The organism is Pluralibacter sp., from assembly GCF_019237635.1.
Taxonomy (GTDB): Bacteria; Pseudomonadota; Gammaproteobacteria; order Enterobacterales; family Enterobacteriaceae; genus Enterobacter_B.
Genome location: NZ_JAFAGS010000034.1, coordinates 1 through 26477, shown reverse-complemented (window position 1 = coordinate 26477; position 26477 = coordinate 1). Strand labels below are relative to the sequence as shown.

Below are 26477 nucleotides of genomic sequence, written 5' to 3'. Positions count from 1 at the left end.
CTGGAGTGTTTCCTGTGTTCGTAAATAAACTCACCATTTCCTCCCTTTTCAGTGTTCTGCTGCTCTCCTTCTCGGGCACGCTGTATGCGGGCGAAGATCCCACGCTGCGCGCCATGTTACCGGAGAACATCCGCACAGCGGGCGTCGTCAACGTCGCGTCCGACTACCCCTTCCCGCCATATGAATATTTCAATGCCAAAAACGAATTGACGGGTGTGGAATACGATTTGACTCAGGAGGTGGGCGCTCTCCTTGGCGTGAAATTTGAATGGCATAAACAGCCTTTTGACGGAATTATTCCAGGTCTTGCCGCCGGTAAGTACGATATCGCCTTGTCGGCTATCACTGACACAACCGGAAGACAAAAGGTTGTTGATTTTGTTGATTATTCAATAAGCCAGAATGCCATGGTGGTCCCTAAAGGGTCCGATGTGAAAGGGATACTCGATATGTGTGGTAAGCGAATGTCCACCCAGCGGGGGTCCAATGGCGAAGCGGAAATCGCGGCTCTGAGCGCCGAATGTGTGAAAAAGGGCAAGCCGCCTGTCGAGGCCGTGGTATTGCCATCCGGCAGCGATGTTCATCTCGCGATCAAAGCGGGCAAGGCTGACGCTTCCACGAACGAAGCGGCCACCGCCGCCTATATTGCTCAGACGGTTGACGGGGGTAAGGCATTCGATTTCGTGATTTACGCCGATCTCGCCAATCAGCGCCAGCCGATCGGTATGGCGATTCCTAAGGATAAACCCCAACTGCGTGATGCGATTCAGGCGGCGTTACAGCGTCTTATCGACAACGGAACCTATAAAGCGATCATGCTCAAGTACAACATCACACCGCTGAGCGTGGAAAAAATTGAGATCAACGTAGCAAAGGATGGTGTGAATGGACACGAATAAGATGCGGGAACTGGCTGTGGTGATACCACACACCTATTGGGGGAGGCGTGTGACAGCATGCCTGCTGATTCTCCTTGCCGCTGGCGTTGGCTATTCCGTCGCCACTAACCATCGCTTTGAGTGGAATGTCGTCGGGCAATATCTTTTTCATCCGGATATTCTCAGCGGCATGGTGGTGACCATCGAACTGACGGTACTTGCGATGCTCATTGGCATCGTGGGCGCGGTTATTCTCGCTCTGATGCGCCTGTCCGGAAACCCGGTTCTGGTCATCGCGTCATCGGCTTATACGTGGCTATTTCGCGGCACGCCGCAGCTTGTACAGATTATCTTTTGGGGGTTTCTTGGCGCGCTGTATCCGAGGATATTTCTCGGCATCCCCGGCACGGATATCGTGTTCTTTGATGCGCCAACGAATGCCGTCATCGGCGCCTACGTCGCCGCGTTGTTAGGACTGGGGTTGAACGAAGCGGCATACACATCCGAAATCGTTCGGGCGGGGATTCAATCCGTTAATTCCGGACAGATCGAGGCGGCGCATTCGCTGGGATTAACGCCATCCAGAGCGTTGCGCAAGATTGTCTTACCGCAGGCGATGCGGGTCGTGGTACCGCCGCTGGGCAATGAAGTTATCGGCATGCTGAAGACCACCTCGCTGGTCTCGATTATTGCAGGACGGGATCTTCTGACAAACACCCAGGCCATCTATAACAATACCTACCAGGTTATCCCCCTGCTTATCGTTGCAAGCATCTGGTATCTGGCGATGACCTCTGTGCTTAGTCTGGTGCAGATTCGGCTGGAACGTAAATTCGCCAAAGGCTCCAGACGATCGGAACGTTCCTTTTTTAGTCTTTTTAGCGCGGATGCGCCGCTTCGGCGGTTGCAGCATCACGCAATCCTGAACGGTCTGGCGGAAAAGCCAGTATGTTACGCAGCAGGGGCAGAGAAATGACCAACAATTCATCAACGCCATTCCTGAGGATTGAGGGCATACATAAATTTTATGGAACCGATCATATTTTACGCGGGATCAATCTGTCAGTAGAGCGTGGTGAAGTGGTCTGTATTCTGGGGCGCAGCGGGTCGGGGAAATCGACCCTGTTGCGTACCGTCAACGCGCTGGAGCCAGTGACGGCGGGGCGCGTTGTCCTGGGAGGGACGCTGATCGGTTATCTTGAGAAAGACGATGGGCTTTACGCGCTTGCGGCAGATGAACTGGCCCGGCAACGCGCCCGTATCGGCATGGTGTTCCAGCATTTCAATCTCTTTCCCCATATGACGGTACTCGAAAATATCACGATGGCGCCGCAACTGGTGCTGAATGAAAAACGCCAGGACGCCGAAGAGCAGGCGATGAAACTGCTCGCTAAGGTGGGCTTGACGGACAAGGCTTACGCTTATCCAGCCTCATTGTCCGGCGGGCAGCAGCAGCGGGTCGCGATCGCCCGCGCCCTGGCAATGCGGCCAGACCTGCTGCTGTTCGATGAGCCGACGTCGGCGCTTGATCCTGAGCTTGTCGGGGAGGTGCTCGGCGTGATGCGGCAATTGGCTTCAGAGGGTATGACGATGTTGATTGTGACGCATGAGCTGCGGTTTGTGCGCGATGTCGCGCATACCGTCGTGTTTATGCACGATGGTCAGATAGCCGAGAAAGGGCCGACGTTGAAGGTCATGACTGAACCTGAAACACCCGCGGCGCAGGCATTCTTTTCAACATGTCGTTGATGCGATGATCCAGCCGTTAAGGCACAACGGCATCCGCAGGCGGTGAAAGCGTGCGTTCTGGCGGGCTGATGAAAAAAGACGTCCGGGACGCTGCGCTGGCTCCGCGATGAACCTTTTTTACGCCCCCTCCTGAATATGTTGCGTTATTGTTTTGTAAATAACAAAATTGTTATTTGTTTTTTAATTAAATGATGCGAATAACCCTCTAAGCCATGCATGAGTAACAACTCATGTGATGGCAATCGTATTTACAGAAGCCCCGTGACGTTCACTTTAAAATAATTTTATTTTTTAAAATTATAATATTGACAGAGTGAGCAGGGTTTATGCATAAATCGTTTGAAATATAATCAGTTGAGTCATTTTTAAATAAAAACAAGATGGAATTTTATCGCCATAAAATAAATTTATTCCCCTGTATTTTATTGACTAACGTCAGTCTATTGTTTGTTTTGTGTTCTCCTAATTCATTGAATATAAATAATTATTCTGTTTTCTGTGACGTGTGTTGAACGAGCGTTCAGGTAAATTGTGAGTCATCGCACATACCTCAGTGTAAGTTATTTAATAGAATTCACGGCGAAAAATGGAATATGGAAAGCGTGCTATGGATAATGTTCTTCTGCCAAAGACACAACACCTCGTTGTTTTTCAGGAGGTCATTAGATGCGGTTCTATCGGGTCTGCAGCTAAACAGCTTGGGTTAACCCAACCAGCGGTAAGTAAAATTATCAGCGATATTGAAGCCTATTTTGGCATCGAGCTGATGGTGCGAAAAAATACCGGTGTGACGTTAACCAGCGCAGGTCAGGTCCTGCTGGCATACTCCGAATCCATTACCCGGGAAATGAAAAACATGGTCAGCGAGATGAACAGCCTGAGCTCAGGCGGCGCCGTTGACGTGTCATTTGGTTTTCCGTCGCTGATCGGGTTCACCTTGCTGCCGGGGATGATGAAAACGTTTAAAGCGGTGTTTCCTGGCGCGCAGGTTTCTCTGTTTGAAGCGCAGCTCTCATCCTTTCTGCCCGCACTGCGCGACGGGCGCCTGGATTTTGCCATCGGTACGCTGGATGACGAGATGCAGTTGCAGGACCTGCAGGTTGAACCGTTGTTTGAATCGGAGTTTGTGGTTGTTGCCAGTCAGTCCCGAACGTGCAACGGGGAGATAACGCTGGAGTCGTTGCAAAACGAACAGTGGGTTCTCCCGCACACCGAAATGGGCTACTACAAAGAACTGCTCGCCACCCTCCAGACGCATCACATCAGCACCGAAAACATTGTCAAAACCGATTCCGTCGTCACGATTTATAACCTCGTACTGAACGCCGATTTTTTAACGGTGATTCCATGCGATATGACCACACCGTTCGGTTCGGATCAATTTATTACCTTACCCGTTAAGGATATTTTGCCGGTAGCACGCTACGCCGCAATATGGTCAAAAAATTATCGACTTAAAAAATCCGCCTCGGTGCTGGTAGACCTGGCGAAACGCTATTCATCACAAAATTGCAGAAGACGAAGACAGCTGGTCGAAGATATTTAATTTTAATTTAATCTGAAAAATTACGGAGTTCTGTAACACAGACCTCTATGCCCTGTTATTACCTGAAGTCAGAGAAATTCCTGAAAAGAGGATAATATGCACATTACTTACGATCTCCCGGTAACCCTTGAAGATATTCAGCAGGCAAAGCTTCGCCTTGCAGGTAAAATATATAAAACAGGTATGCCGCGCTCTAATTATCTGAGCGAACAATGCAAAGGCGAAATATTCCTCAAGTTTGAAAATATGCAGCGTACCGGGTCGTTTAAAATTCGCGGCGCTTTTAACAAGCTGAGCTCCTTAACCATGGAAGAACGCCGCAAAGGCGTGGTGGCATGCTCGGCGGGCAACCATGCACAGGGCGTATCGCTCTCCTGCGCCATGCTCGGTATTGACGGCAAAGTGGTGATGCCGCGCGGCGCGCCGAAATCGAAGGTGGCGGCGACGCAGGATTACTCGGCGGAAGTGGTGCTTCACGGCGATAACTTTAACGACACCATTGCCAAAGTCAGCGAAATCGTCGAGATGGAAGGGCGTATTTTTATTCCGCCTTACGATGATGCGCAGGTTATTGCGGGGCAGGGCACCATTGGGCTGGAAATTTTACAGGACCTGTATGACGTCGATAACGTTATTGTGCCGATTGGCGGCGGCGGCTTAATTGCCGGTATCGCGACGGCGATTAAATCCATTAACCCGACGATTAAAATCATCGGCGTCCAGTCTGAAAACGTACACGGAATGGCGGCGTCCTGGCATGCAGGCGAGATTACCAACCACCGCAATAGCGCCACGTTGGCTGACGGTTGCGACGTCGCGCGTCCGGGGAAACTGACGTTTGAAATCGTACGTGAGCTGGTCGATGACATCGTGCTGGTCACCGAAGACGAAATTCGCGACAGCATGATTGCGCTGATTCAGCGCAATAAGGTCATCACCGAAGGCGCTGGCGCGCTCGCCAGTGCCGCGCTGCTCAGCGGAAAACTGGATGACTACATCCAACGCCGTAAGACCGTCAGCATTATTTCCGGCGGCAATATCGATCTCTCGCGCGTATCACAAATTACCGGATTTGTGGGGGCGTGATCGCCCCACACCAGAACCTGTTACAGAACATTTTTGCTAAGGACACGATATGAGTAATACAGATACCCTCGTCGCCAGCCAGGCAAAAACATCGGCATGGCGTAAATCAGATACGACCTGGACGCTTGGGCTTTTCGGCACTGCGATCGGCGCCGGTGTTTTGTTCTTCCCTATCCGCGCGGGTTACGGCGGTTTAATTCCTATCCTTATCATGCTGGTGCTGGCGTACCCCATCGCCTTCTATTGCCACCGCGCCTTGGCGCGCCTGTGTTTGTCGGGGAAAAACCCTTCCGGCAACATCACGGAAACGGTGGAAGAGCACTTCGGTAAAACCGGCGGCGTGGTCATCACTTTCCTGTACTTCTTTGCGATTTGTCCGCTACTGTGGATTTACGGCGTAACCATTACCAACACCTTTATGACTTTCTGGGAAAACCAGTTGGGCTACGCGGCGTTGAACCGTGGGGTCGTGGCGCTGTTCCTGCTGCTGCTGATGGCGTTTGTCATCTGGTTTGGTAAAGACCTGATGGTGAAAGTCATGAGCTTTCTGGTCTTCCCGTTTATCGCAAGCCTGGTGCTGATTTCGCTCTCTCTGATCCCGTACTGGAACTCTGCCGTTATCGAACAGGTTAACCTGAGCGACATCGCCTTTACCGGCCATGACGGCATTCTGGTCACCGTGTGGCTGGGGATCTCCATCATGGTGTTCTCTTTTAACTTCTCGCCGATCGTCTCGTCTTTCGTGGTCTCCAAGCGTGAAGAGTATGAAAAAGACTATGGGAATGACTACACCGAACGCAAATGCTCGCAGATTATTTCCCGCGCCAGCATGCTGATGGTCGCCGTGGTGATGTTCTTTGCCTTCAGTTGCCTGTTTACGCTCTCTCCGCAGAACATGGCGGAAGCGAAAGCGCAGAACATTCCGGTGCTCTCCTATTTGGCGAACCACTTCGCCACCATGACCGGCACCAAATCAACGTTCGCTGTCGTGCTGGAGTTCGGCGCGTCCATTATCGCGCTGGTCGCTATCTTCAAATCCTTCTTCGGCCACTACCTCGGCACGCTGGAAGGGCTCAATGGCCTGGTCCTCAAGTTCGGCTACAAAGGCGACAAGACCAAAGTGTCAACGGGCAAACTGAATACCATCAGCATGGTCTTCATCATGGGCTCCACCTGGGTGGTGGCTTACGCTAACCCGAACATTCTGGACCTGATTGAAGCCATGGGGGCGCCGATCATCGCTTCTCTGCTGTGCCTGTTGCCGATGTACGCTATTCGTAAAGCGCCGTCGCTGGCGAAATACAAAGGCAAACTGGACAACGTATTTGTTACCGCGATTGGCCTGCTGACCATTCTGAATATTGTCTACAAACTCTTCTAATCACCTATGCCCTAAATCATTCAGGCTGCTGCAATGCAGCCTGAATCCTTCAGGTATACAGAGCTCAAAATCAGGATGAGCGGAGAATCCGAATGATTGAATTCCCTGTAGTGTTGGTTATCAATTGTGGTTCATCGTCGATTAAATTCTCGGTCATGGATGCGCAATCACAGGATGTATTACTGACAGGTATTGCGGAAGGTATTCATACCGAGCATACGACATTAAGCGTTAACGGCAATGAGCCGGTTGAATTACCTCAGCAGAATTACGAATGTGCGCTCAGCGCAATTACCGTTGAGCTGGAACAGCGCAACTTAATGCGCAGTGTGGCCCTGATTGGTCACCGTATTGCCCACGGCGGCAGCATCTTTAATGAGTCTGTATTAATTACCGATGAGGTCATCGAATTAATTCGCCAGGTATCGCCGCTGGCGCCATTGCACAACTTTGCCAACCTGAGCGGTGTGGAGTCGGCGAAGCACCTGTTCCCAGGCGTGAAGCAGGTGGCGGTCTTTGATACCAGCTTCCATCAGACGCTGGCGCCGGAGGCCTACCTCTACGGCCTGCCGTGGCGCTACTTTGAAGAGCATGGCGTGCGCCGTTACGGTTTCCACGGGACCTCGCATCGCTATGTCTCACAGCAGGCTCACACGCTGCTGAATCTTGACGAGCAGGATTCCGGGTTGGTGATTGCTCACTTAGGCAACGGCGCCTCTATTTGCGCGGTGCGCAACGGCAAAAGCGTGGATACCTCAATGGGGATGACGCCGCTCGAAGGGCTGATGATGGGCACCCGCTGCGGTGATGTGGATTTCGGCGCCATGAGCTGGATTGCCAGCCAGACCGGACAAACGCTCAACGACCTGGAACGGGTAGTGAACAAAGAGTCTGGCCTGCTCGGCATCTCGGGGCTCTCTTCCGATCTGCGTACGCTGGAAAAAGCCTGGCATGAAGGTCATTACCATGCGCGTCTGGCAATTAAAACCTTTGTCCACCGTATTGCCCGCCATATCGGCGGACACGCCATGGCGCTAAAACGCCTCGATGGCATTATTTTTACCGGCGGCATTGGCGAAAACTCGACATTAATTCGTCAACTGGTCGTCGAACATTTACAGGTGTTAGGCATTACGCTCGACCCTGTCAAAAACCAATTACCGGGTAAAGCCGGGGAGCGAATGATTTCTCAGGTGGATTCACGGGTGGCGTGTGCCGTTATTCCCACCAATGAAGAGAAGATGATTGCGTTGGACGCCATTCATTTAGGAAAAATTAACGCTCCAGCCGAATACGCTTAATTTACAGAGAGACTATTTTCATGAAGGTAAATATCGATACCAGCGATATGCTGTATACCGACGCTTGGCAGGGATTTAACGGTTCGGCGTGGAAAAGCGAAATTAACGTTCGGGATTTTATTCAGAATAACTACACCCCGTACGAAGGCGATGAAAGCTTCCTGGCAGACGCCACGCCCGCGACCACCGCGCTGTGGGAAAGCGTCATGGAGGGGATCCGCATTGAAAACGCCACTCACGCGCCAGTGGATTTCGACACCAACGTCGCGACCAGTATCGTCGCGCATGCGCCGGGCTATATTGATAAGCGCTTAGAAACCATTGTCGGTCTGCAAACGGATAAACCGCTCAAGCGCGCGCTGCATCCGTTTGGCGGCATCAACATGATTAAAAGCTCGTTCGACGCCTACGGCCGCGAGATGGACCCGCAGTTTGAATTCCTGTTTACCCATCTGCGCAAAACCCATAACCAGGGGGTCTTCGACGTTTATTCGCCGGATATGCTGCGCTGCCGTAAATCCGGGGTGCTCACCGGTTTACCGGACGGCTACGGGCGCGGGCGCATCATCGGCGATTATCGTCGTGTGGCGCTGTACGGGATTACCTGGCTGGTACGCGAGCGCGAGCTGCAGTTTGCCGACCTGCAATCCCGGCTGGAGCGCGGTGAAGATCTGGAGGCGACCCTTCGTCTGCGTGAAGAGCTGGCGGAACACCGCCGCGCGCTGCTGGAGATCCAGCAGATGGCGGCAAGCTACGGTTGTGATATCTCCCGTCCGGCGCAGAACGCTCAGGAGGCTATCCAGTGGCTGTACTTCGCCTATCTGGCGGCGGTGAAATCGCAAAACGGCGGCGCGATGTCGCTTGGCCGTACGGCGTCGTTCCTCGATATCTATATTGAGCGCGATATACGCGCCGGGCGCCTGAACGAAACCCAGGCCCAGGAGCTTATCGACCACTTCATCATGAAGATCCGTATGGTGCGCTTCCTGCGTACGCCGGAGTTTGATTCCCTGTTCTCCGGCGATCCTATCTGGGCAACGGAGGTTATTGGCGGGATGGGGCTGGATGGCCGCACGCTGGTGACGAAGAGTTCGTTCCGCTACCTGCATACGCTGCATACGATGGGACCCGCGCCAGAGCCAAACCTGACGATTCTCTGGTCGGACGCGCTGCCGATCGCCTTTAAAAAGTATGCCGCGCAGATGTCGATTGAGACCTCCTCGTTGCAGTACGAAAACGACGATCTCATGCGTGCGGATTTCAACAGCGATGATTACGCCATCGCCTGCTGCGTCAGCCCGATGGTCATCGGCAAGCAGATGCAGTTCTTCGGCGCCCGCGCCAACCTCGCGAAGACGCTGCTGTACGCGATCAACGGCGGGGTGGATGAGAAGCTGAAAATTCAGGTCGGGCCGAAAACCGCGCCGCTCATGGATGAGGTGTTGGACTACGCCACGGTGATGGATAGCCTGGATCACTTTATGGACTGGCTGGCGGTGCAGTACATCAGCGCGCTGAATCTTATCCACTATATGCACGATAAGTACAGCTACGAAGCCTCGCTGATGGCGCTGCATGACCGCGACGTTCACCGCACCATGGCCTGCGGTATCGCCGGGCTGTCGGTCGCGGTGGATTCGCTCTCGGCGATTAAGTACGCGAAAGTGAAACCGGTGCGCGACCCTGACGGACTGGCGGTCGATTTCGTCATCGAAGGCGACTACCCGCAGTATGGCAACAACGATGAGCGCGTGGACAGCATCGCCTGCGATCTGGTCGAACGCTTTATGCGTAAGATTAGCGCGCTGCCAACCTACCGCAACGCGGTACCGACGCAGTCGATCCTGACCATCACCTCCAACGTGGTGTACGGCCAGAAAACCGGCAACACGCCGGATGGCCGCCGGGCGGGAATGCCGTTTGCGCCGGGGGCTAACCCGATGCACGGACGCGATCGCAAAGGGGCAGTGGCTTCGCTGACCTCGGTGGCGAAACTGCCGTTTGCTTACGCAAAAGACGGGATTTCCTACACCTTCTCGATTGTGCCGGCGGCGCTGGGCAAAGAGGACGGCGCGCGGAAAACCAATCTGGTGGGGCTGCTTGACGGTTATTTCCACCATGAGGAGGCCATCGAGGGCGGTCAGCATCTCAACGTCAACGTGATGAACCGCGATATGCTGCTGGATGCGATTGAGCATCCTGAGAAATATCCGAATCTGACGATTCGCGTTTCTGGTTATGCGGTGCGCTTCAATGCATTGACGCGCGAGCAACAGCAGGACGTTATTTCCCGTACCTTCACCCAGTCGTTGTAATTTCGTCCCTTTCCAGGCCGCCGTTCCGGCGGCCTGAACATTTATTTTCTCGTCGCAACTGGCATTAAATACAAAAATGTATAAATAATTCATTACATACATTCACGACAGGGTGAAAAATAATGCGCTGTCTTTTGGCAAGCTCTCTACAGGATGAAATGATGAAAAAAATGACTCGTGTTGCTGTGCTGGCGCTGTCCGTTGCTGGCTTCTCCATGGCTGCTCAGGCGGCTGATGTGGCGCCAGCGCCTTCACAGGATCCGATTGTTCAGCACCTGAAGCTGAGCAACGAGCAGGTAACCAAAATCAAAAGCCTGCACGATCAGATGGCGAAAAGCGTTGAGCAGGTTTCCATGAAAGACGTCAAAGACGGCGCGCTGATTGACGTTATCCAGTCGGGTAAATGGAACGAGAAAGCGGTGAAAGATCAGCTGGCTGCGTTTAGCAAAGTGGATCAGCAGGTTCGTTACTACCGTGTGAAATACTACTTCGACGTCAACCAGGTGTTGACGCCGGAACAGCGTAAGCAGGTTCGCGACGATCTGATTCAGGCCGCCACGAACTAAGCATGACGGTGAATACCCCGGTCATCACGGCCGGGGTATTTTTTTGCCCGAAATTCTGCCATGTGATCCACCTCTCACATACGATATTGATAGAATACTTTTCTAAATTTCATCCTGATTGTGAAAATTTTTCCCTGATATAAGTGAATTCTTATCATAATGGCGATTTTTTTCTCCGTCCTCACGAGTATGATTTCTCCATTCCAATAACTCGCCTGCACTACGCACCGCGCATCGCCCTGACGCGGTTCGAAAAAATAATAAAACCTCTACCTACAAGCGAGATCTTTATGGAAACGGCTACAAATACTAGCGTCGTTGTGGATGGTATTGCGCCCGGACGTCGGGCAAATATGACAGAGAGCGAATGGAAGGAAGCGATTAAATTCGATAGTACCGATACCGGTTGGGTCATCATGAGTATCGGGATGGCTATCGGCGCGGGCATTGTTTTTTTACCAGTACAGGTTGGATTAATGGGACTGTGGGTATTCTTACTCTCTTCCATTATTGGCTACCCGGCGATGTATTTATTCCAGCGCTTATTTATTAATACGCTTGCGGAATCCCCGGAATGCAAAGATTACCCGAGCGTGATTAGCGGTTATCTGGGTAAAAACTGGGGGATACTGTTAGGCGCGCTCTATTTCGTGATGCTGGTTATCTGGATGTTTGTTTATTCCACGGCGATCACCAACGACAGCGCCTCCTATCTACACACCTTTGGCGTGACCGAAGGCCTGCTTTCCGACAGCCCGTTCTACGGCCTGGTGCTGATCTGCATCCTGGTCGCTATTTCGTCGCGTGGAGAGAAACTGCTGTTCAAAATCTCCACCGGGATGGTGTTAACCAAACTGTTGGTCGTGGCGGCGCTCGGCGTGTCGATGGTTGGTCTGTGGCATCTGTACAACGCAGGTACATTGCCGCCGATGGGGCTGCTTATCAAAAACGCGATTATTACGCTCCCCTTTACCCTGACGTCGATTCTGTTTATCCAGACCCTAAGCCCGATGGTGATTTCCTACCGCTCCCGTGAAAAATCACCGGAAGTGGCGCGTTATAAGGCGCTGCGGGCGATGAATATTGCCTTTGCCATTCTGTTCGTGACGGTCTTTTTCTACGCGGTGTCATTTACCCTGGCGATGGGCCACGACGAGGCGGTTAAAGCCTACGAGCAGAATATCTCCGCGCTGGCTATCGCGGCGCAGTTTATCAGCGGCGACGGCGCCGGGTGGGTGAAAGTCGTCAGCGTTATTTTAAATATTTTTGCCGTGATGACCGCCTTCTTCGGCGTGTACCTCGGTTTCCGTGAAGCGACCCAGGGCATTGTGATGAACCTGCTGCGCCGTAAATTTCCGGCGGACCGGATCAGTGAAAAGCACGTTCAGCGCGGGATCATGGTATTTGCCATCCTGCTCGCCTGGAGCGCCATCGTGCTTAACGCCCCGGTGCTGAGCTTCACCTCTATTTGCAGTCCTATTTTTGGCATGGTGGGTTGCCTGATTCCGGCCTGGCTGGTCTACAAGGTGCCTGCGCTGCACAAGTACAAAGGTGTCTCGCTGATGGTAATCATCATCACCGGTCTGCTGCTGTGCGTATCGCCGTTTCTCGCATTTTCCTGATGCGGGAAAGTCTGTTCCCTGAGTAAGAGTGAAGGTTGATTGTATGTTAAACCCTGAATGTTCTCCGTTATGGAAAAAGTTTATCCGCGCTGTGCAGGAGGAAGTGAAACCTGCGCTGGGTTGCACGGAGCCTGTTTCACTGGCGCTGGCGAGCGCCGTGGCGGCCGCTCAACTGGACGGCGAGGTTGAACGCATTGAAGCCTGGGTTTCCCCTAATCTGATGAAAAATGGGATGGGGGTCACCGTGCCGGGAACCGGCATGGTAGGGCTGCCTGTCGCCGCCGCGCTGGGGGCGCTGGGCGGCGACCCGGCGGCCGGGCTGGAGGTGCTTAAGCAGGCATCGCCGGAGGCCATCGCGCAGGCGAAACATATGCTGGCGGAAGGGAAGGTATGCATCAGAGTTCAGGAACCCTGCGACGAGCTTCTGTATTCCCGTGCGAAGGTCTGGCGCGGCGAGCGCTGGGCGAGTACTACCATTGCCGGCGGTCACACCCGTGTTGTCGCCATCGAAAAGCAGGGGGAGACGCTGTTCTCCCGTGATGACGCGGCAAATACGCAGGAGGATAACGATCCGCTGGCGGTGATGGCGCAGACTTCGCTTGCCGACATTCTCAATTTTATTGAGCATGTTCCGTTCGAGGAGATCCGTTTTATCCTCGATGCGGCAAAGCTGAACGATGCGCTGTCTCGCGAAGGCCTGCTGGGCAAGTGGGGGCTACACATCGGCGCAACGCTGGAAAAACAGTGTGAACGCGGGCTGATGACCTACGATCTCTCCTCGGAAATCGTGATTCGTACTGCGGCTGCGTCGGATGCGCGTATGGGCGGCGCTTCGCTTCCGGCGATGAGCAACTCAGGGTCAGGGAATCAGGGGATTGCGGCCACGATGCCAGTGGTCGTGGTGGCTGAGCATTTCCATGCCGGGGATGAGCGGCTTGCCAGAGCGCTGATGCTGTCCCACCTGAGCGCCATCTATATCCATGCCCAGCTGCCGCGGCTGTCCGCACTTTGTGCGGCGACCACGGCGTCAATGGGGGCTGCGGCAGGGATGAGTTGGCTGGTGGACGGGCATTACGATACGTTGGCGAAAGCCATCAGCAGTATGATTGGCGATGTCAGCGGGATTATCTGCGATGGGGCTTCCAACAGCTGCGCGATGAAAGTCTCCACCAGCGCGTCGTCGGCCTGGAAAGCGGTGCTGATGGCGCTGGACAACACGGCGGTAACGGGAGATGAGGGCATCGTGGCGCACGATGTTGAAGACTCGGTATCGAACCTCTGCGCGCTGGCCTGCAACGCCATGCAGCAGACCGACCGGCAGATCATCGACATTATGGCGAAGAAGGCGTCATAAACGTGATAAACCCCGGGTTGCCGTAATATTTGTCAGTTAAGCACTGCGGGTCATTCCGTTCACTGTATGACCTGTTGATTCTGTCACTTCACATCCTGTGAACGGGACAAGGGGCCACCACGGCCCCTTGTCAATCCCCGTGGCCCCGCAGCGAAATCGGTGCTTCGCACTACGCTCACCTCCCGACCCTCTGCCTGCGGTCGGCTCCATTCGACGTCCTGTCTCATGTCGCCTCTGGCCGCCTTCCCTGGCGTCCAGCCCTTGTCATCCGGTCTCCGGTTCGCCGATTTCAGCGGGGACTCAACACCCGTGCCCGGTACGACAGACGAAATCATCGTATAATCCGGGCCGATTAAATCAAAAAGTGTCACCTATGTGACCGGTCAGCTCTGTAACCCATGTGACCGGTTCATACACGGCGAGCGCCTTTGACACGTTCACCGCAGAGAAATTGACAGGAAGCTGAGGAGGAAAAGTGAACGGAACGGTTCCACTCTTTCTTCAAAGGGTGGTCTTTAAAGCAAAATAATGAATAAAAATTCATTATTTTGCTTAACTGAGTGGCATTACAGCGAATGCTGGCCTTTCAGAAGGTAACGCGAGGGCTTATTTCAGACCGGCCGCATCACGCAGCAGGGCGGCTTTGTCGGTTTTTTCCCATGGGAAATGTTCGCGACCAAAGTGACCGTATGCTGCGGTTTCTTTGTAGATCGGGTGCAGCAGATCCAGCATCTGGATAAGACCGTACGGACGCAGGTCGAAGAACTCGCGGACCAGCCCAATCAACTGCTCGCCCGGCACTTTCTCGGTACCAAAGGTTTCCACCATGATGGAGGTCGGTTCAGCAACGCCGATAGCGTAGGAAACCTGAATCTCACAACGGTCAGCCAGGCCCGCCGCAACGATGTTTTTCGCCACATAACGTGCCGCGTACGCCGCAGAACGGTCAACTTTGGAGGGATCTTTACCTGAGAACGCGCCGCCGCCGTGACGTGCCATACCGCCGTAGGTATCAACGATAATTTTACGACCGGTCAGACCGCAGTCGCCCATCGGGCCGCCGATGACGAAACGTCCGGTCGGGTTGATGAAGAATTTGGTGGCGCTGCTCAGCCACTCGGTCGGCAGAACCGGCTTGATAATCTCTTCCATCACCGCTTCTTGCAGGGATTTCTGGTCGATATCTTCAGCGTGCTGGGTAGACAGTACCACCGCGTCGATACCGACGATTTTGCCGTCGTCATACTGGAAGGTGACCTGGCTTTTCGCATCCGGGCGCAGCCACGGCAGGGTGCCGTTTTTACGCACTTCAGCCTGGCGCTGCACCAGACGGTGCGCATAAGTCACCGGTGCTGGCATCAGCACGTCGGTTTCGTTGGTCGCGTAGCCGAACATCAGGCCCTGATCGCCTGCGCCCTGCTCCAGCGGGTCAGCGCGGTCGACGCCCTGGTTGATATCCGGAGACTGCTTGCCAATCGCGCTCAGTACGGCGCAGGAGTTGGCATCAAAGCCCATATCGGAATGCACATAGCCAATTTCGCGAACCGTGTTGCGGGTGATCTCTTCGATATCGACCCACGCGCTGGTCGTGATTTCGCCGCCGACCAGCACCATGCCGGTTTTGACATAGGTTTCACACGCGACGCGCGCTTTCGGATCCTGTTCCAGGATTGCATCCAGAACGGCGTCGGAGATTTGGTCAGCAATTTTGTCAGGATGCCCTTCAGATACGGACTCGGACGTAAAGAGGTGTTTTGCCATGTTTATTTCACCTGAATGAATACGGGGAGCTCAAACTATCGCGTGGTAAGGCCATTAACGGGATAATCCTCGATGGCATATCGTATAAGCCACAAGAAGTCTGAGTGTTAATCAGTATAGATGGATTAACATCTGGACGGCTATTTTAGGGCAGATATTCACCCGATTTCCAGTTTTTTTTGATCCGGGTCGCACAGAGCGATTAGCGGCTAATGGAAATATTTCCTGACAGAGACATTTTTTACACATTTTTATTTTGCATTTTTGCGCCTGAATCGGTATAAAACGCCGCGCGCGGCTCATCAAAAAAGCGCACGATAGAGGTTATCGTGACGCCACTTCCAGCCGGGTTAAGCAGTGGACTTTTAGCTTTGGCTTGTCGCTGGTCTCAGGAGGCTGGCGTGGAGGTGATACGAGATAATGAACCGTCTTTTTTCGCTGAATCTGTCGCGCCGTTCTGGCGTGCATTTGTCCCCCATTACCTGCATTTCTGCTATTCAAATCTGCCGAAGTTATACCCATCTCGGCGCTACTCAGGATTCCAGGGCCGGTACGGCGCTGTGAGGACTGGACAAGGGCTCTCCTTTTTATAAAGGGGTTTTCTCGTGGTTTCTCCGGGCAGTCATACAAACCCCGGGTACGTGTTTTACAATCATATGAACAAGAAACCGGTCGCACAGACGGTGTTTCAGCATACCGTGCTGGACATTCAGGCTGTTTATGGGTTGTTATCGCAGTGTGACATTGCGATAGTAGTCAACTGTCTTACACTTTCGACAATATTTGAGGTTCGCTATGTCTGACGACATGTCTGTATTTTCGCCTTCGTCAGCAGGCGAACAAGGTGTACTCCGTTCTATGCAGGAGGTGGCAATGAGCTCTCAGGAGGCCAGCAAGATGCTGCGCACATACAACATTGCCTGGTGGGGCAATAATTACTACGACGTGAACGAACTGGGCCATATCAGCGTTTGCCCTGACCCGGACGTTCCGGAGGCCCGCGTCGATCTCGCTAAGCTTGTGAAAGCCCGCGAAGCCCAGGGACAGCGGTTACCGGCGCTGTTTTGCTTCCCGCAGATCCTGCAACACCGTCTGCGTTCGATTAACGCCGCGTTTAAGCGCGCGCGCGAATCCTACGGCTACAATGGCGACTACTTCCTGGTTTACCCGATCAAGGTGAACCAGCACCGCCGCGTGATTGAATCGCTTATCCACTCCGGCGAGCCGCTGGGTCTGGAAGCAGGCTCCAAAGCGGAGCTGATGGCGGTTCTGGCGCACGCGGGCATGACCCGTTCGGTGATCGTGTGTAACGGCTATAAAGACCGTGAATATATTCGTCTGGCGCTGATCGGCGAGAAGATGGGCCATAAGGTCTATCTGGTTATCGAAAAGATGTCCGAAGTCGCTATCGTGCTGGAAGAAGCCGAGCGCCTGAACGTGGTGCCGCGCCTTGGCGTGCGTGCGCGTCTGGCCTCTCAGGGCTCCGGCAAATGGCAGTCTTCCGGCGGCGAAAAATCCAAGTTCGGCCTGGCGGCGACGCAGGTTCTGCAACTGGTGGAAATCCTGCGTGAGCATGGCCGTCTGGACAGCATTCAGTTGCTGCACTTCCACCTCGGTTCACAGATGGCCAATATTCGCGACATCGCCACTGGCGTGCGTGAATCCGCCCGTTTCTACGTTGAGCTGCATAAGCTTGGCGTAAACATCCAGTGCTTCGACGTCGGCGGCGGTCTGGGCGTGGATTACGAAGGCACTCGTTCGCAGTCCGATTGCTCGGTGAACTACGGCCTGAACGAATACGCGAACAACATTATCTGGGCGATCGGCGACGCCTGCGAAGAGCACGGCCTGCCGCACCCGACGGTGATCACGGAGTCCGGCCGCGCGGTGACCGCGCACCATACCGTGCTGGTTTCTAACATTATCGGCGTTGAACGTAACGAATACACCGAGCCGACTGCGCCAGCCGAAGATGCGCCGCGCGCGCTGCAAAGCATGTGGGAAACCTGGCAGGAGATGCATGAGCCTGGCACCCGTCGCTCACTGCGCGAATGGCTGCACGACAGCCAGATGGACCTGCATGATATTCACATTGGCTACTCCTCCGGCACTTTCAGCCTGCAGGAGCGCGCGTGGGCCGAGCAGCTTTACCTGAGCATGTGCCACGAAGTCCAGAAACAGCTGGATCCGCAGAACCGTGCGCATCGTCCGATCATTGATGAGCTGCAGGAACGTATGGCGGACAAAATGTACGTCAACTTCTCGCTGTTCCAGTCAATGCCGGATGCGTGGGGTATCGATCAGCTGTTCCCGGTGCTGCCGTTGGAAGGGCTGGATCAGGTACCTGAGCGTCGCGCTGTGTTGCTGGATATTACCTGCGACTCCGATGGTGCTATCGATCACTACATCGACGGCGACGGTATCGCCACCACCATGCCGATGCCGGAGTACGACCCGGAGAACCCGCCGATGCTGGGCTTCTTTATGGTCGGCGCCTATCAGGAGATCCTCGGCAACATGCACAACCTGTTCGGCGATACCGAAGCGGTCGACGTGTTTGTCTTCCCTGACGGCAGCGTGGAGGTTGAGCTCTCCGATGAAGGGGATACGGTGGCGGATATGCTGCAGTACGTGCAGCTCGACCCGAATACGTTGCTGACGCAGTTCCGCGACCAGGTGAAAAACACCGGTCTGGACGAGGCGCTTCAGCAGCAGTTCCTCGAAGAGTTTGAAGCGGGTCTGTACGGCTATACATATCTGGAAGACGAGTAACACGTCAAGCCCGGGACGAGTGTCCGGGCTTGAACCTGTATGAAATAACGGCGATAATTCGCCTTAACAAGCCGTACGCAAATCAATCCCTTCCTCGTCGGGCCTAACGACGCGGAGGGGATTTTTTTTCATCGACTTTTAAACACGACGATTTTAAAAGAGGTCAGCACATGAGCACCTTAGGTCATCAGTACGATAACTCCCTGGTATCTAACGCCTTTGGTTTTTTACGTCTTCCGATGAACTTCCAGCCGTATGACAGCAATGCTGACTGGGTCATCACCGGCGTGCCGTTCGATATGGCGACATCCGGCCGTGCGGGCGGGCGTCACGGCCCGGCGGCGATTCGCCAGGTATCGACCAACCTTGCCTGGGAACACAACCGTTTCCCGTGGAACTTCGATATGCGCGAGCGCCTGAACGTCGTGGACTGCGGCGATCTGGTGTATGCCTTTGGCGATGCCCGCGAAATGAGCGAGAAACTGCAGGCGCACGCGGAAAAACTGCTGGCGGCCGGCAAGCGTATGCTTTCCTTCGGCGGCGATCACTTCGTGACCCTGCCGCTGTTGCGCGCGCATGCGAAGCACTTTGGTAAAATGGCGCTGGTGCATTTCGACGCCCACACCGATACCTATGCTAACGGCTGCGAATTCGATCACGGCACCATGTTCTTTACCGCGCCGAACGAAGGCCTGATCGATCCTAACCACTCCGTGCAGATCGGTATTCGTACTGAGTTCGACAAAGACAACGGTTTCACCGTTCTCGATGCCGGTCAGGTCAACGATCGCAGCGTTGATGATGTGATTGCGCAGGTGAAAACGATTGTTGGCGATATGCCGGTCTATCTGACCTTTGATATCGACGCGCTGGATCCGGCTTTCGCGCCAGGGACCGGCACGCCGGTTATCGGCGGCCTGACTACCGATCGCGCCATTAAGCTGGTGCGTGGCCTGAAAGATCTGAACATCGTGGGGATGGACGTGGTGGAAGTCTCTCCGGCGTACGATCAGTCTGAAATAACCGCGCTTGCCGCCGCGACCTTAGCGCTGGAAATGCTTTACCTCCAGGCGGCGAAGAAAGGCGAATAATCGCGCCTGCTGGCCTTTGTCCCTCTCCCGTACAAAAGGAGAGGGACGGGCCGGGAATTATTTAATGCCGTCCGCCGCCATACGGTCGCGGATGTGCTGGGCACGCTCTTCCGAAGCCGGGTGATCGTCAAGCATTGAGCTCTGGCGGCCTGCTTCCAGTTTCGCCAGTTTTTCGAAGCTGGTGGCCAACCCCGACGGATTGATGCCGCGTTTGCGCAACAAATCGTACGAATAGTCGTCCGCTTCTGATTCCTGGCGCTGGGAGAACTGCGCGTTCACCAGTTTTTCGCCGAGATCGCCAAGCTGCGACTGCGACAGGCTGCCGATCATTCCGCCCGCAGAGGCGGCAATGGCGCGCAGGGCGTTGGTGCCGAGGGCGACCTGCATCCCTTTCTTGACGTGGCCCAGGGCGACGTGACCCATCTCATGGCCGATAACCGCTTCCACCTCGTTGTCGGTCATTATATCCATCAGCCCGCTGTAGACGCGGATACAGCCGTTAGCCATCGCGAAAGCGTTCACGTCTTTCGTCACATAAACCTTGTAGTTCACCGGCTGGCCGTTGATGTTATCGCCGAGCGCGGAGGCGATTTTGTTCAGGCGTTTGCTGTAGTCGCTGTCCGCCGGGGCGATAGTCGCTTTGCTGTCCATCTCTTTACAGGATTGATCGCTTAACGCTTTTATCTGGGCGTCGCTGAGCGAGTAGGCCTGGAATGCTTCGGCGCCAGAGGTCATCAGCGCGTTTGAATCCATATTCTGACAACCGGTCAGAGCGGCTGCCACGCCAATGGCAAGCAACGCAGAGCGAAGTTTCATGTTTATCTTCCGCACGATTTGAGTGATCAAAATCCGAAAACGTCCCGGACGCGTAACGCGGTGGGATTTCAGGCAAAGTATAAAGAAAATAACGTGAAGCAGGCGAGGGGATTGCGCAACATGCGCGCACGATCCAGAGATTTCTGAAGCCGCACCCGGATGCTCCATGTACATGCTTTGTCGCTTGGGTTACATTGTTCACACTTTTTTCTGGCGTAGCCTAAAACGCGCGATCGTCAAGCCGTTTTGGTGTTGCCTTCAACAGTCCGATCTGGAGTCAAAATGTCCTCACGTAAAGAGCTTGCTAATGCTATTCGTGCGCTGAGCATGGACGCAGTACAGAAAGCCAAATCCGGTCACCCGGGCGCCCCGATGGGTATGGCTGACATTGCCGAAGTCCTGTGGCGTGATTTCCTGAACCACAACCCGCAGAACCCGTCCTGGGCTGACCGCGATCGCTTCGTGCTGTCCAACGGCCACGGCTCCATGCTGATCTATAGCCTGCTGCACCTCACTGGCTACGATCTGCCGATTGAAGAGCTGAAAAACTTTCGTCAACTGCACTCCAAAACCCCGGGTCACCCGGAAGTGGGCTACACTGCGGGCGTTGAAACCACCACCGGCCCGCTGGGTCAGGGTATCGCCAACGCAGTAGGTATGGCTATCGCGGAAAAGACGCTGGCGGCGCAGTTCAACCGTCCGGGTCACGATATCGTGAACCATTATACTTATGCGTTCATGGGCGACGGCTGCATGATGGAAGGTATCTCCCACGAAGTGTGCTCCCTGGCGGGTACCCTGAAGCTGGGCAAGCTGGTGGCATTCTATGATGACAACGGCATCTCCATCGACGGCCATGTTGAAGGCTGGTTCACTGACGATACCGCTAAACGTTTCGAAGCTTACGGCTGGCACGTTGTGCGCGGCGTGGACGGCCACAATGCCGACGCCATCAAACGCGCAGTAGAAGAAGCGCGCGCCGTGACCGACAAACCGTCCCTGCTGATGTGCAAAACCATCATCGGCTTCGGTTCTCCGAACAAAGCGGGCACCCATGATTCCCACGGCGCGCCGCTGGGCGATGCTGAAATCGCGCTGACCCGCGAAGCGCTTGGCTGGAAGCACCCGGCATTCGAAATCCCGTCTGACATCTACGCTCAGTGGGATGCGAAAGAAGCCGGTCAGGCGAAAGAGTCCGCCTGGAACGAGAAGTTCGCTGCCTATGCGAAAGCCTTCCCGCAGGAAGCCGCAGAATTCACCCGTCGTATGAAGGGTGAGATGCCGTCTGACTTTGACGCGAAAGCGAACGCGTTCATCGCGAAACTGCAGGCTAACCCGGCGAAAATCGCCAGTCGTAAAGCGTCTCAGAATGCGATTGAAGCGTTTGGCCCGCTGCTGCCTGAGTTCTTGGGCGGCTCCGCTGACCTGGCTCCGTCTAACCTGACCCTGTGGTCTGGTTCTAAAGCGATTAACGAAGATACCGCCGGTAACTACATCCACTACGGCGTGCGCGAATTCGGTATGACCGCGATCGCTAACGGTATTTCCCTGCACGGCGGTTTCCTGCCGTACACCTCCACCTTCCTGATGTTCGTGGAATATGCCCGTAACGCGGTGCGTATGGCGGCGCTGATGAAACAGCGTCAGGTGATGGTCTATACCCACGACTCCATTGGTCTGGGCGAAGATGGCCCGACGCACCAGCCGGTTGAGCAGGTCGCTTCTCTGCGAGTGACCCCGAACATGAGCACATGGCGTCCGTGCGACCAGGTTGAATCCGCGGTCGCGTGGAAATACGGCGTAGAGCGTCACGACGGCCCGACTGCGCTTATCCTCTCCCGTCAGAACCTGGCGCAGCAGGATCGTACCGAGCAGCAGCTGAAAGACATCGCCCGCGGCGGCTATGTGCTGAAAGATTGCGCCGGTCAACCGGAGCTTATCTTCATTGCTACCGGTTCTGAAGTTGAGCTGGCGGTGGCCGCGTGGGATCAGCTCTCTGCCGAAGGCGTGAAGGCGCGCGTGGTTTCCATGCCGTCTACCGACGCGTTTGACAAGCAGGATGCCGCCTACCGTGAATCCGTACTGCCGAAAGCGGTTTCCGCTCGCGTGGCAGTGGAAGCGGGTATCGCTGACTACTGGTTCAAATATGTGGGCCTGAATGGCGCTATCGTCGGTATGACCACCTTTGGTGAGTCTGCGCCGGCAGAGCTGCTGTTCGAGGAGTTCGGCTTCACCGTAGAGAACGTGGTCGCCAAAGCGAAAGCGCTGCTGTAATTGCTGTTTTGCCCGGCGGCGCTTCGCTTACCGGGTTTAAAATGGCACGAAAACCAGGCCGGGTAAGCGCTAGCGCTTACCCGGCTTTTTTGTATCAGCTATTCCTGATTCTTGTAACGTCGCTGTGAATTATTCCAGATAAAATGTGATGTATGTCATATAGTCAGCTTATTCCACTGGACAGTCATTCCCTTTATTCCTTGTTTCGCTTATTCTAGCTGAAGCGTTTCAGTTGTTTAAATGTTCGACAAATAATCAATCAGTCGCAGTTTGTGGCTGGCGAGGATTCCCCTCGGAGCGTTGCTGGATTACTCTGTCAGCCACCTCAACTCAGGGATAGCCTTGCAGGAGACCTATGACCGTACGCGTAGCGATTAATGGCTTCGGTCGCATTGGACGTAACGTGGTTCGTGCTCTGTATGAATCCGGACGCCGTGCGGAAATCACCGTGGTGGCAATCAATGAACTGGCAGATGCTGCGGGCATCGCGCATTTGTTGAAGTATGACACCAGCCATGGGCGCTTTGCCTGGGATGTTCGCCAGGAGCGTGAGCAATTATTTGTCGGCGATGATGCCATTCGCCTGCTGCACGAGCGCAGTATTGACGCGCTGCCGTGGCGTGAACTGGACATTGACGTGGTGCTGGATTGTACCGGTGTGTACGGTAGCCGCGCTGATGGCGAAGCCCATCTGGCTGCCGGTGCGAGAAAAGTGCTGTTTTCACACCCGGGCGGCAACGATCTCGATGCGACGGTAGTGTATGGCGTGAACCATGACCAGCTTGCCGCCGAACATCGCATCGTCTCAAACGCCTCCTGCACGACCAACTGCATTATTCCCGTCATTAAACTGTTAGATGATGCCTGGGGCATTGAATCGGGTACGGTGACGACCATCCACTCTGCGATGCATGACCAGCAGGTGATCGACGCCTACCACCCTGATTTACGCCGCACCCGCGCGGCCAGCCAGTCTATTATTCCGGTGGACACCAAACTGGCGGCGGGCATCACCCGTATTTTTCCGCAGTTTAACGATCGTTTTGAAGCCATCGCTGTGCGCGTGCCGACCATTAATGTGACGGCAATCGATCTCAGCGTGACGGTGAAAAAACCTGTAAAAGCCAGTGAAGTCAATGCGTTGCTGCAAAAAGCAGCGCTGGGGACATTTCATGGTATAGTTGACTATACGGAATTACCGTTGGTCTCAACAGATTTTAACCACGACCCGCACAGCGCCATTGTCGATGGCACGCAGACGCGAGTCAGTGGTTCGCACCTGATCAAAACGCTGGTCTGGTGTGATAACGAATGGGGTTTCGCTAACCGGATGCTCGACACCACGTTAGCGATGGCCGCACAAGGTTTCAGGTAAAGCGCTCAGGCGCTTGCAAAACTTTATCAAGAATCAACGAGAGGATTCACCATGTCTGTAATTAAGATGACCGATCTGGATCTGGCTGGTAAACGCGTTTTCATCCGTGCCGATCTGAACGTACCGGTTAAAGATGGCAAAGTTACCAGCGACGCGCGTATCCGTGCCTCCCTGCCGACCATCGAACTGGCCCTGAAGCAAGGTGCTAAAGTGATGGTGACTTCTCACCTGGGTCGTCCGACCGAAGGCGAGTACAACGAAGAATTCTCTCTGCTGCCAGTTGTTAATTACCTGAAAGACAAACTGTCCAACCCGGTTCGCCTGGTAAAAGATTACCTGGACGGCGTTGAAGTCGCTGCCGGTGAGTTGGTGGTTCTGGAAAACGTTCGCTTCAACAAAGGCGAGAAGAAAGACGACGAAGCGCTGTCCAAAAAATACGCCGCGCTGTGCGACGTGTTCGTCATGGACGCTTTCGGTACTGCGCACCGCGCGCAGGCATCTACGCACGGTATCGGCAAATTTGCGGATGTCGCCTGTGCAGGTCCGCTGCTGGCGGCTGAACTGGAAGCGCTGGGCAAAGCGCTGGGCAACCCGGCTCGTCCGATGGTCGCTATCGTTGGCGGTTCTAAAGTATCCACCAAGCTGACCGTTCTGGACTCCCTGTCTAAAATCGCCGATCAGCTGATCGTCGGCGGCGGCATCGCCAACACCTTCGTTGCCGCTCAGGGCCATAACGTCGGTAAATCCCTGTACGAAGCTGACCTGGTTGACGAAGCTAAGCGTCTGCTGACCACTTGCGATATCCCGGTTCCGTCTGATGTTCGTGTTGCGACTGAGTTCTCTGAAACGGCAACCGCGACGCTGAAATCTGTTAACGACATCAAAGATGAAGAGCAGATTTTGGATCTCGGCGACGTTTCTGCGCAGAAACTGGCTGAAATCCTGAAAAACGCGAAAACCATCCTGTGGAACGGCCCGGTGGGCGTGTTCGAATTCCCGAACTTCCGCAAAGGGACTGAAATCGTGGCTAACGCCATCGCAGACAGCGACGCCTTCTCCATCGCAGGCGGCGGCGACACTCTGGCGGCTATCGACCTGTTCGGTATCGCAGACAAGATCTCCTACATCTCCACTGGCGGCGGCGCATTCCTCGAATTCGTGGAAGGCAAAGTACTGCCAGCTGTGGCGATGCTCGAAGAGCGCGCTAAGAAGTAAGTTTGTTCAGGCGGGGAAACCCGCCTGTTTTTCAGCGCGCTGAAAAGCTCGCTTACCCCGTTTCAACGGTCGAAGATACAGATACAGGACTACGTAACATGTCTAAAATTTTTGATTTCGTAAAACCGGGCGTGATCACTGGTGATGACGTTCAGAAGGTGTTCCAGGTAGCAAAAGAAAACAACTTTGCTTTGCCGGCAGTTAACTGCGTGGGCACTGACTCCATCAACGCTGTTCTGGAAACTGCGGCAAAAGTTAAAGCGCCGGTTATCGTTCAGTTCTCCAACGGCGGCGCTTCCTTCATCGCGGGCAAAGGCGTAAAAACTGACGTTCCTCAGGGCGCGGCTATCGTTGGCGCTATCTCTGGTGCGCACCATGTTCACCAGATGGCTGAACACTACGGTGTTCCGGTTATCCTGCACACTGACCACTGCGCGAAGAAACTGCTGCCGTGGATCGACGGTCTGCTGGACGCAGGCGAAAAACACTTCGCTGCAACCGGTAAGCCGCTGTTCTCTTCTCACATGATCGACCTGTCTGAAGAGTCTCTGGAAGAGAACATCGAAATCTGCTCCAAATACCTGGCGCGCATGTCCAAAATGGGCATGACGCTGGAAATCGAACTGGGTTGCACCGGTGGTGAAGAAGACGGCGTGGACAACAGCCACATGGACGCTTCCGCACTGTACACCCAGCCGGAAGACGTTGACTACGCGTACACCGAGCTGAGCAAAATCAGCCCGCGTTTCACCATCGCGGCGTCCTTCGGTAACGTACACGGCGTTTACAAGCCGGGCAACGTGGTACTGACTCCGACTATCCTGCGCGATTCTCAGGACTATGTTTCTAAGAAACACAACCTGCCGCACAACAGCCTGAACTTCGTCTTCCACGGCGGTTCCGGTTCTACTGCGAAAGAAATCAAAGACTCCGTAAGCTACGGCGTAGTGAAAATGAACATCGATACCGACACCCAGTGGGCAACATGGGAAGGTATCCTGAACTACTACAAAACCAACGAAGCTTACCTGCAGGGCCAGTTGGGCAACCCGAAAGGCGAAGACCAGCCGAACAAGAAATACTACGATCCGCGCGTATGGCTGCGTGCCGGTCAGGCAACAATGATCACCCGCCTGGAGCAGGCATTCAAAGAACTGAACGCGGTCGACGTGCTTTAATCTTTGTCTGAAAAATAGTCCTAAGCCCGCTGTAAAGCGGGCTTTTTTATGGTTCATCGCGGATTAGCGTGAACCAATAGAAAACGGCAGTAAGAACGTTTAGGTTTGTCTTCGCCAAAAAACACCCCAAACGTCCAAAACTGCCGTCACCATGAATGCTAACCTGACTTCGCTTTTCTGGAAAGGATTCAGCGTCA

The 26477-nt window shown here is 54.4% G+C and carries 20 protein-coding genes; 18 read left to right on the top strand and 2 right to left on the bottom strand.

The annotated features are described in order from the left end of the window. Positions 1 to 14: 14 nt before the first annotated feature. The 11 genes from JO226_RS04230 to JO226_RS04180 all read left to right on the top strand — a co-directional run bounded on the left by JO226_RS04230 (position 15) and on the right by JO226_RS04180 (position 13798). Complete coding sequence (locus JO226_RS04230) at positions 15 to 899, top strand: ABC transporter substrate-binding protein (protein WP_293493719.1); 885 nt, start codon at positions 15 to 17, stop codon at positions 897 to 899. Next, on the top strand, positions 886 to 1854 hold the full coding sequence (locus JO226_RS04225) for an amino acid ABC transporter permease (protein ID WP_293493716.1): 969 nt from the start codon (positions 886 to 888) through the stop codon (positions 1852 to 1854). Before JO226_RS04230 ends, JO226_RS04225 begins: the two co-directional genes overlap by 14 nt. Beyond that, positions 1851 to 2627 (top strand): amino acid ABC transporter ATP-binding protein, encoded by a 777-nt coding sequence (locus JO226_RS04220; protein ID WP_293493713.1) that lies wholly within the window; start codon positions 1851 to 1853, stop codon positions 2625 to 2627. The genes JO226_RS04225 and JO226_RS04220 overlap by 4 nt, the downstream gene beginning before the upstream one ends. Before the next feature lie 607 nt (positions 2628 to 3234). Beyond that, positions 3235 to 4173, top strand: coding sequence for a transcriptional regulator TdcA (tdcA, locus tag JO226_RS04215; protein ID WP_293493710.1), 939 nt, complete (start codon positions 3235 to 3237; stop codon positions 4171 to 4173). Between the two features lie 96 nt (positions 4174 to 4269). Further along, a complete protein-coding gene (gene tdcB / locus JO226_RS04210) occupies positions 4270 to 5259 on the top strand; it encodes a bifunctional threonine ammonia-lyase/L-serine ammonia-lyase TdcB (RefSeq protein WP_293493706.1) in 990 nt (329 codons plus the stop codon). A 49-nt stretch (positions 5260 to 5308) separates the two neighbouring features. Then, entirely contained in the window at positions 5309 to 6640 is a 1332-nt protein-coding gene (tdcC, locus tag JO226_RS04205; RefSeq protein WP_293493703.1) for a threonine/serine transporter TdcC, read from the top strand. A 92-nt stretch (positions 6641 to 6732) separates the two neighbouring features. Beyond that, complete coding sequence (gene tdcD, locus JO226_RS04200; protein ID WP_293493700.1) at positions 6733 to 7941, top strand: propionate kinase; 1209 nt, start codon at positions 6733 to 6735, stop codon at positions 7939 to 7941. Between the two features lie 20 nt (positions 7942 to 7961). Beyond that, a complete protein-coding gene (pflB, locus tag JO226_RS04195; RefSeq protein WP_293493697.1) occupies positions 7962 to 10256 on the top strand; it encodes a formate C-acetyltransferase in 2295 nt (764 codons plus the stop codon). Positions 10257 to 10417: 161 nt separating this feature from the next. Next, positions 10418 to 10822 carry a Spy/CpxP family protein refolding chaperone gene (locus tag JO226_RS04190; protein ID WP_293493694.1) on the top strand — a complete coding sequence of 135 codons (405 nt, stop codon included), beginning with the start codon at positions 10418 to 10420 and terminating at the stop codon, positions 10820 to 10822. Positions 10823 to 11112: 290 nt separating this feature from the next. Further along, positions 11113 to 12444: a hypothetical protein gene (locus JO226_RS04185; protein ID WP_293493691.1), complete on the top strand. Its 1332-nt coding sequence runs from the start codon at positions 11113 to 11115 to the stop codon at positions 12442 to 12444. 43 nt (positions 12445 to 12487) lie between these two features. After that, positions 12488 to 13798 (top strand): serine dehydratase subunit alpha family protein, encoded by a 1311-nt coding sequence (locus JO226_RS04180; protein WP_293493688.1) that lies wholly within the window; start codon positions 12488 to 12490, stop codon positions 13796 to 13798. A gap of 606 nt (positions 13799 to 14404) precedes the next feature. Here the strand turns inward: JO226_RS04180 and metK are convergent. Beyond that, a complete protein-coding gene (gene metK / locus JO226_RS04175; RefSeq protein ID WP_293493685.1) occupies positions 14405 to 15559 on the bottom strand; it encodes a methionine adenosyltransferase in 1155 nt (384 codons plus the stop codon). Positions 15560 to 16215: 656 nt separating this feature from the next. Here metK and yqgB point away from each other — a divergent pair. From yqgB to speB, 3 genes are all read left to right on the top strand, one after another. Next, positions 16216 to 16362, top strand: coding sequence for an acid stress response protein YqgB (gene yqgB, locus JO226_RS04170; protein ID WP_293493682.1), 147 nt, complete (start codon positions 16216 to 16218; stop codon positions 16360 to 16362). Next, positions 16355 to 18331 carry a biosynthetic arginine decarboxylase gene (speA, locus tag JO226_RS04165; RefSeq protein ID WP_293493679.1) on the top strand — a complete coding sequence of 659 codons (1977 nt, stop codon included), beginning with the start codon at positions 16355 to 16357 and terminating at the stop codon, positions 18329 to 18331. The genes yqgB and speA overlap by 8 nt, the downstream gene beginning before the upstream one ends. A 170-nt stretch (positions 18332 to 18501) precedes the next feature. Continuing rightward, positions 18502 to 19422 (top strand): agmatinase, encoded by a 921-nt coding sequence (gene speB / locus JO226_RS04160; RefSeq protein ID WP_293493676.1) that lies wholly within the window; start codon positions 18502 to 18504, stop codon positions 19420 to 19422. A gap of 57 nt (positions 19423 to 19479) precedes the next feature. Here speB and JO226_RS04155 read toward each other — a convergent pair whose 3' ends face one another. Further along, positions 19480 to 20238, bottom strand: coding sequence for a M48 family metallopeptidase (locus JO226_RS04155; RefSeq protein ID WP_293493673.1), 759 nt, complete (start codon positions 20236 to 20238; stop codon positions 19480 to 19482). Between the two features lie 282 nt (positions 20239 to 20520). Between JO226_RS04155 and tkt the strand changes: the two genes are divergently transcribed. The 4 genes from tkt to fbaA all read left to right on the top strand — a co-directional run bounded on the left by tkt (position 20521) and on the right by fbaA (position 26280). Beyond that, positions 20521 to 22512 carry a transketolase gene (gene tkt / locus JO226_RS04150; protein WP_293493669.1) on the top strand — a complete coding sequence of 664 codons (1992 nt, stop codon included), beginning with the start codon at positions 20521 to 20523 and terminating at the stop codon, positions 22510 to 22512. A gap of 355 nt (positions 22513 to 22867) precedes the next feature. Then, positions 22868 to 23887, top strand: coding sequence for an erythrose-4-phosphate dehydrogenase (gene epd / locus JO226_RS04145; RefSeq protein WP_293493666.1), 1020 nt, complete (start codon positions 22868 to 22870; stop codon positions 23885 to 23887). A gap of 51 nt (positions 23888 to 23938) precedes the next feature. Then, positions 23939 to 25102 carry a phosphoglycerate kinase gene (gene pgk / locus JO226_RS04140; protein WP_293493663.1) on the top strand — a complete coding sequence of 388 codons (1164 nt, stop codon included), beginning with the start codon at positions 23939 to 23941 and terminating at the stop codon, positions 25100 to 25102. A 98-nt stretch (positions 25103 to 25200) separates the two neighbouring features. Continuing rightward, complete coding sequence (gene fbaA / locus JO226_RS04135) at positions 25201 to 26280, top strand: class II fructose-bisphosphate aldolase (protein WP_293493660.1); 1080 nt, start codon at positions 25201 to 25203, stop codon at positions 26278 to 26280. Positions 26281 to 26477: the final 197 nt, after the last annotated feature.

What these genes read in the sequence shown, in the direction of transcription:
- pflB (WP_293493697.1), top strand. Translation starts at nt 7,962, where the DNA reads ATGAAGGTAAATATCGATACCAGCGATATGCTGTATACCGACGCTTGG.
- JO226_RS04180 (WP_293493688.1), top strand. Translation starts at nt 12,488, where the DNA reads ATGTTAAACCCTGAATGTTCTCCGTTATGGAAAAAGTTTATCCGCGCT.
- tdcB (WP_293493706.1), top strand. Translation starts at nt 4,270, where the DNA reads ATGCACATTACTTACGATCTCCCGGTAACCCTTGAAGATATTCAGCAG.
- pgk (WP_293493663.1), top strand. Translation starts at nt 23,939, where the DNA reads ATGTCTGTAATTAAGATGACCGATCTGGATCTGGCTGGTAAACGCGTT.
- JO226_RS04155 (WP_293493673.1), bottom strand. Translation starts at nt 20,238, where the DNA reads ATGAAACTTCGCTCTGCGTTGCTTGCCATTGGCGTGGCAGCCGCTCTG.
- JO226_RS04190 (WP_293493694.1), top strand. Translation starts at nt 10,418, where the DNA reads ATGAAAAAAATGACTCGTGTTGCTGTGCTGGCGCTGTCCGTTGCTGGC.
- JO226_RS04225 (WP_293493716.1), top strand. Translation starts at nt 886, where the DNA reads ATGGACACGAATAAGATGCGGGAACTGGCTGTGGTGATACCACACACC.
- tdcC (WP_293493703.1), top strand. Translation starts at nt 5,309, where the DNA reads ATGAGTAATACAGATACCCTCGTCGCCAGCCAGGCAAAAACATCGGCA.
- tdcD (WP_293493700.1), top strand. Translation starts at nt 6,733, where the DNA reads ATGATTGAATTCCCTGTAGTGTTGGTTATCAATTGTGGTTCATCGTCG.
- JO226_RS04220 (WP_293493713.1), top strand. Translation starts at nt 1,851, where the DNA reads ATGACCAACAATTCATCAACGCCATTCCTGAGGATTGAGGGCATACAT.
- tkt (WP_293493669.1), top strand. Translation starts at nt 20,521, where the DNA reads ATGTCCTCACGTAAAGAGCTTGCTAATGCTATTCGTGCGCTGAGCATG.
- speA (WP_293493679.1), top strand. Translation starts at nt 16,355, where the DNA reads ATGTCTGACGACATGTCTGTATTTTCGCCTTCGTCAGCAGGCGAACAA.
- epd (WP_293493666.1), top strand. Translation starts at nt 22,868, where the DNA reads ATGACCGTACGCGTAGCGATTAATGGCTTCGGTCGCATTGGACGTAAC.
- fbaA (WP_293493660.1), top strand. Translation starts at nt 25,201, where the DNA reads ATGTCTAAAATTTTTGATTTCGTAAAACCGGGCGTGATCACTGGTGAT.
- speB (WP_293493676.1), top strand. Translation starts at nt 18,502, where the DNA reads ATGAGCACCTTAGGTCATCAGTACGATAACTCCCTGGTATCTAACGCC.
- JO226_RS04185 (WP_293493691.1), top strand. Translation starts at nt 11,113, where the DNA reads ATGGAAACGGCTACAAATACTAGCGTCGTTGTGGATGGTATTGCGCCC.
- tdcA (WP_293493710.1), top strand. Translation starts at nt 3,235, where the DNA reads ATGGATAATGTTCTTCTGCCAAAGACACAACACCTCGTTGTTTTTCAG.
- yqgB (WP_293493682.1), top strand. Translation starts at nt 16,216, where the DNA reads ATGAACAAGAAACCGGTCGCACAGACGGTGTTTCAGCATACCGTGCTG.
- metK (WP_293493685.1), bottom strand. Translation starts at nt 15,559, where the DNA reads ATGGCAAAACACCTCTTTACGTCCGAGTCCGTATCTGAAGGGCATCCT.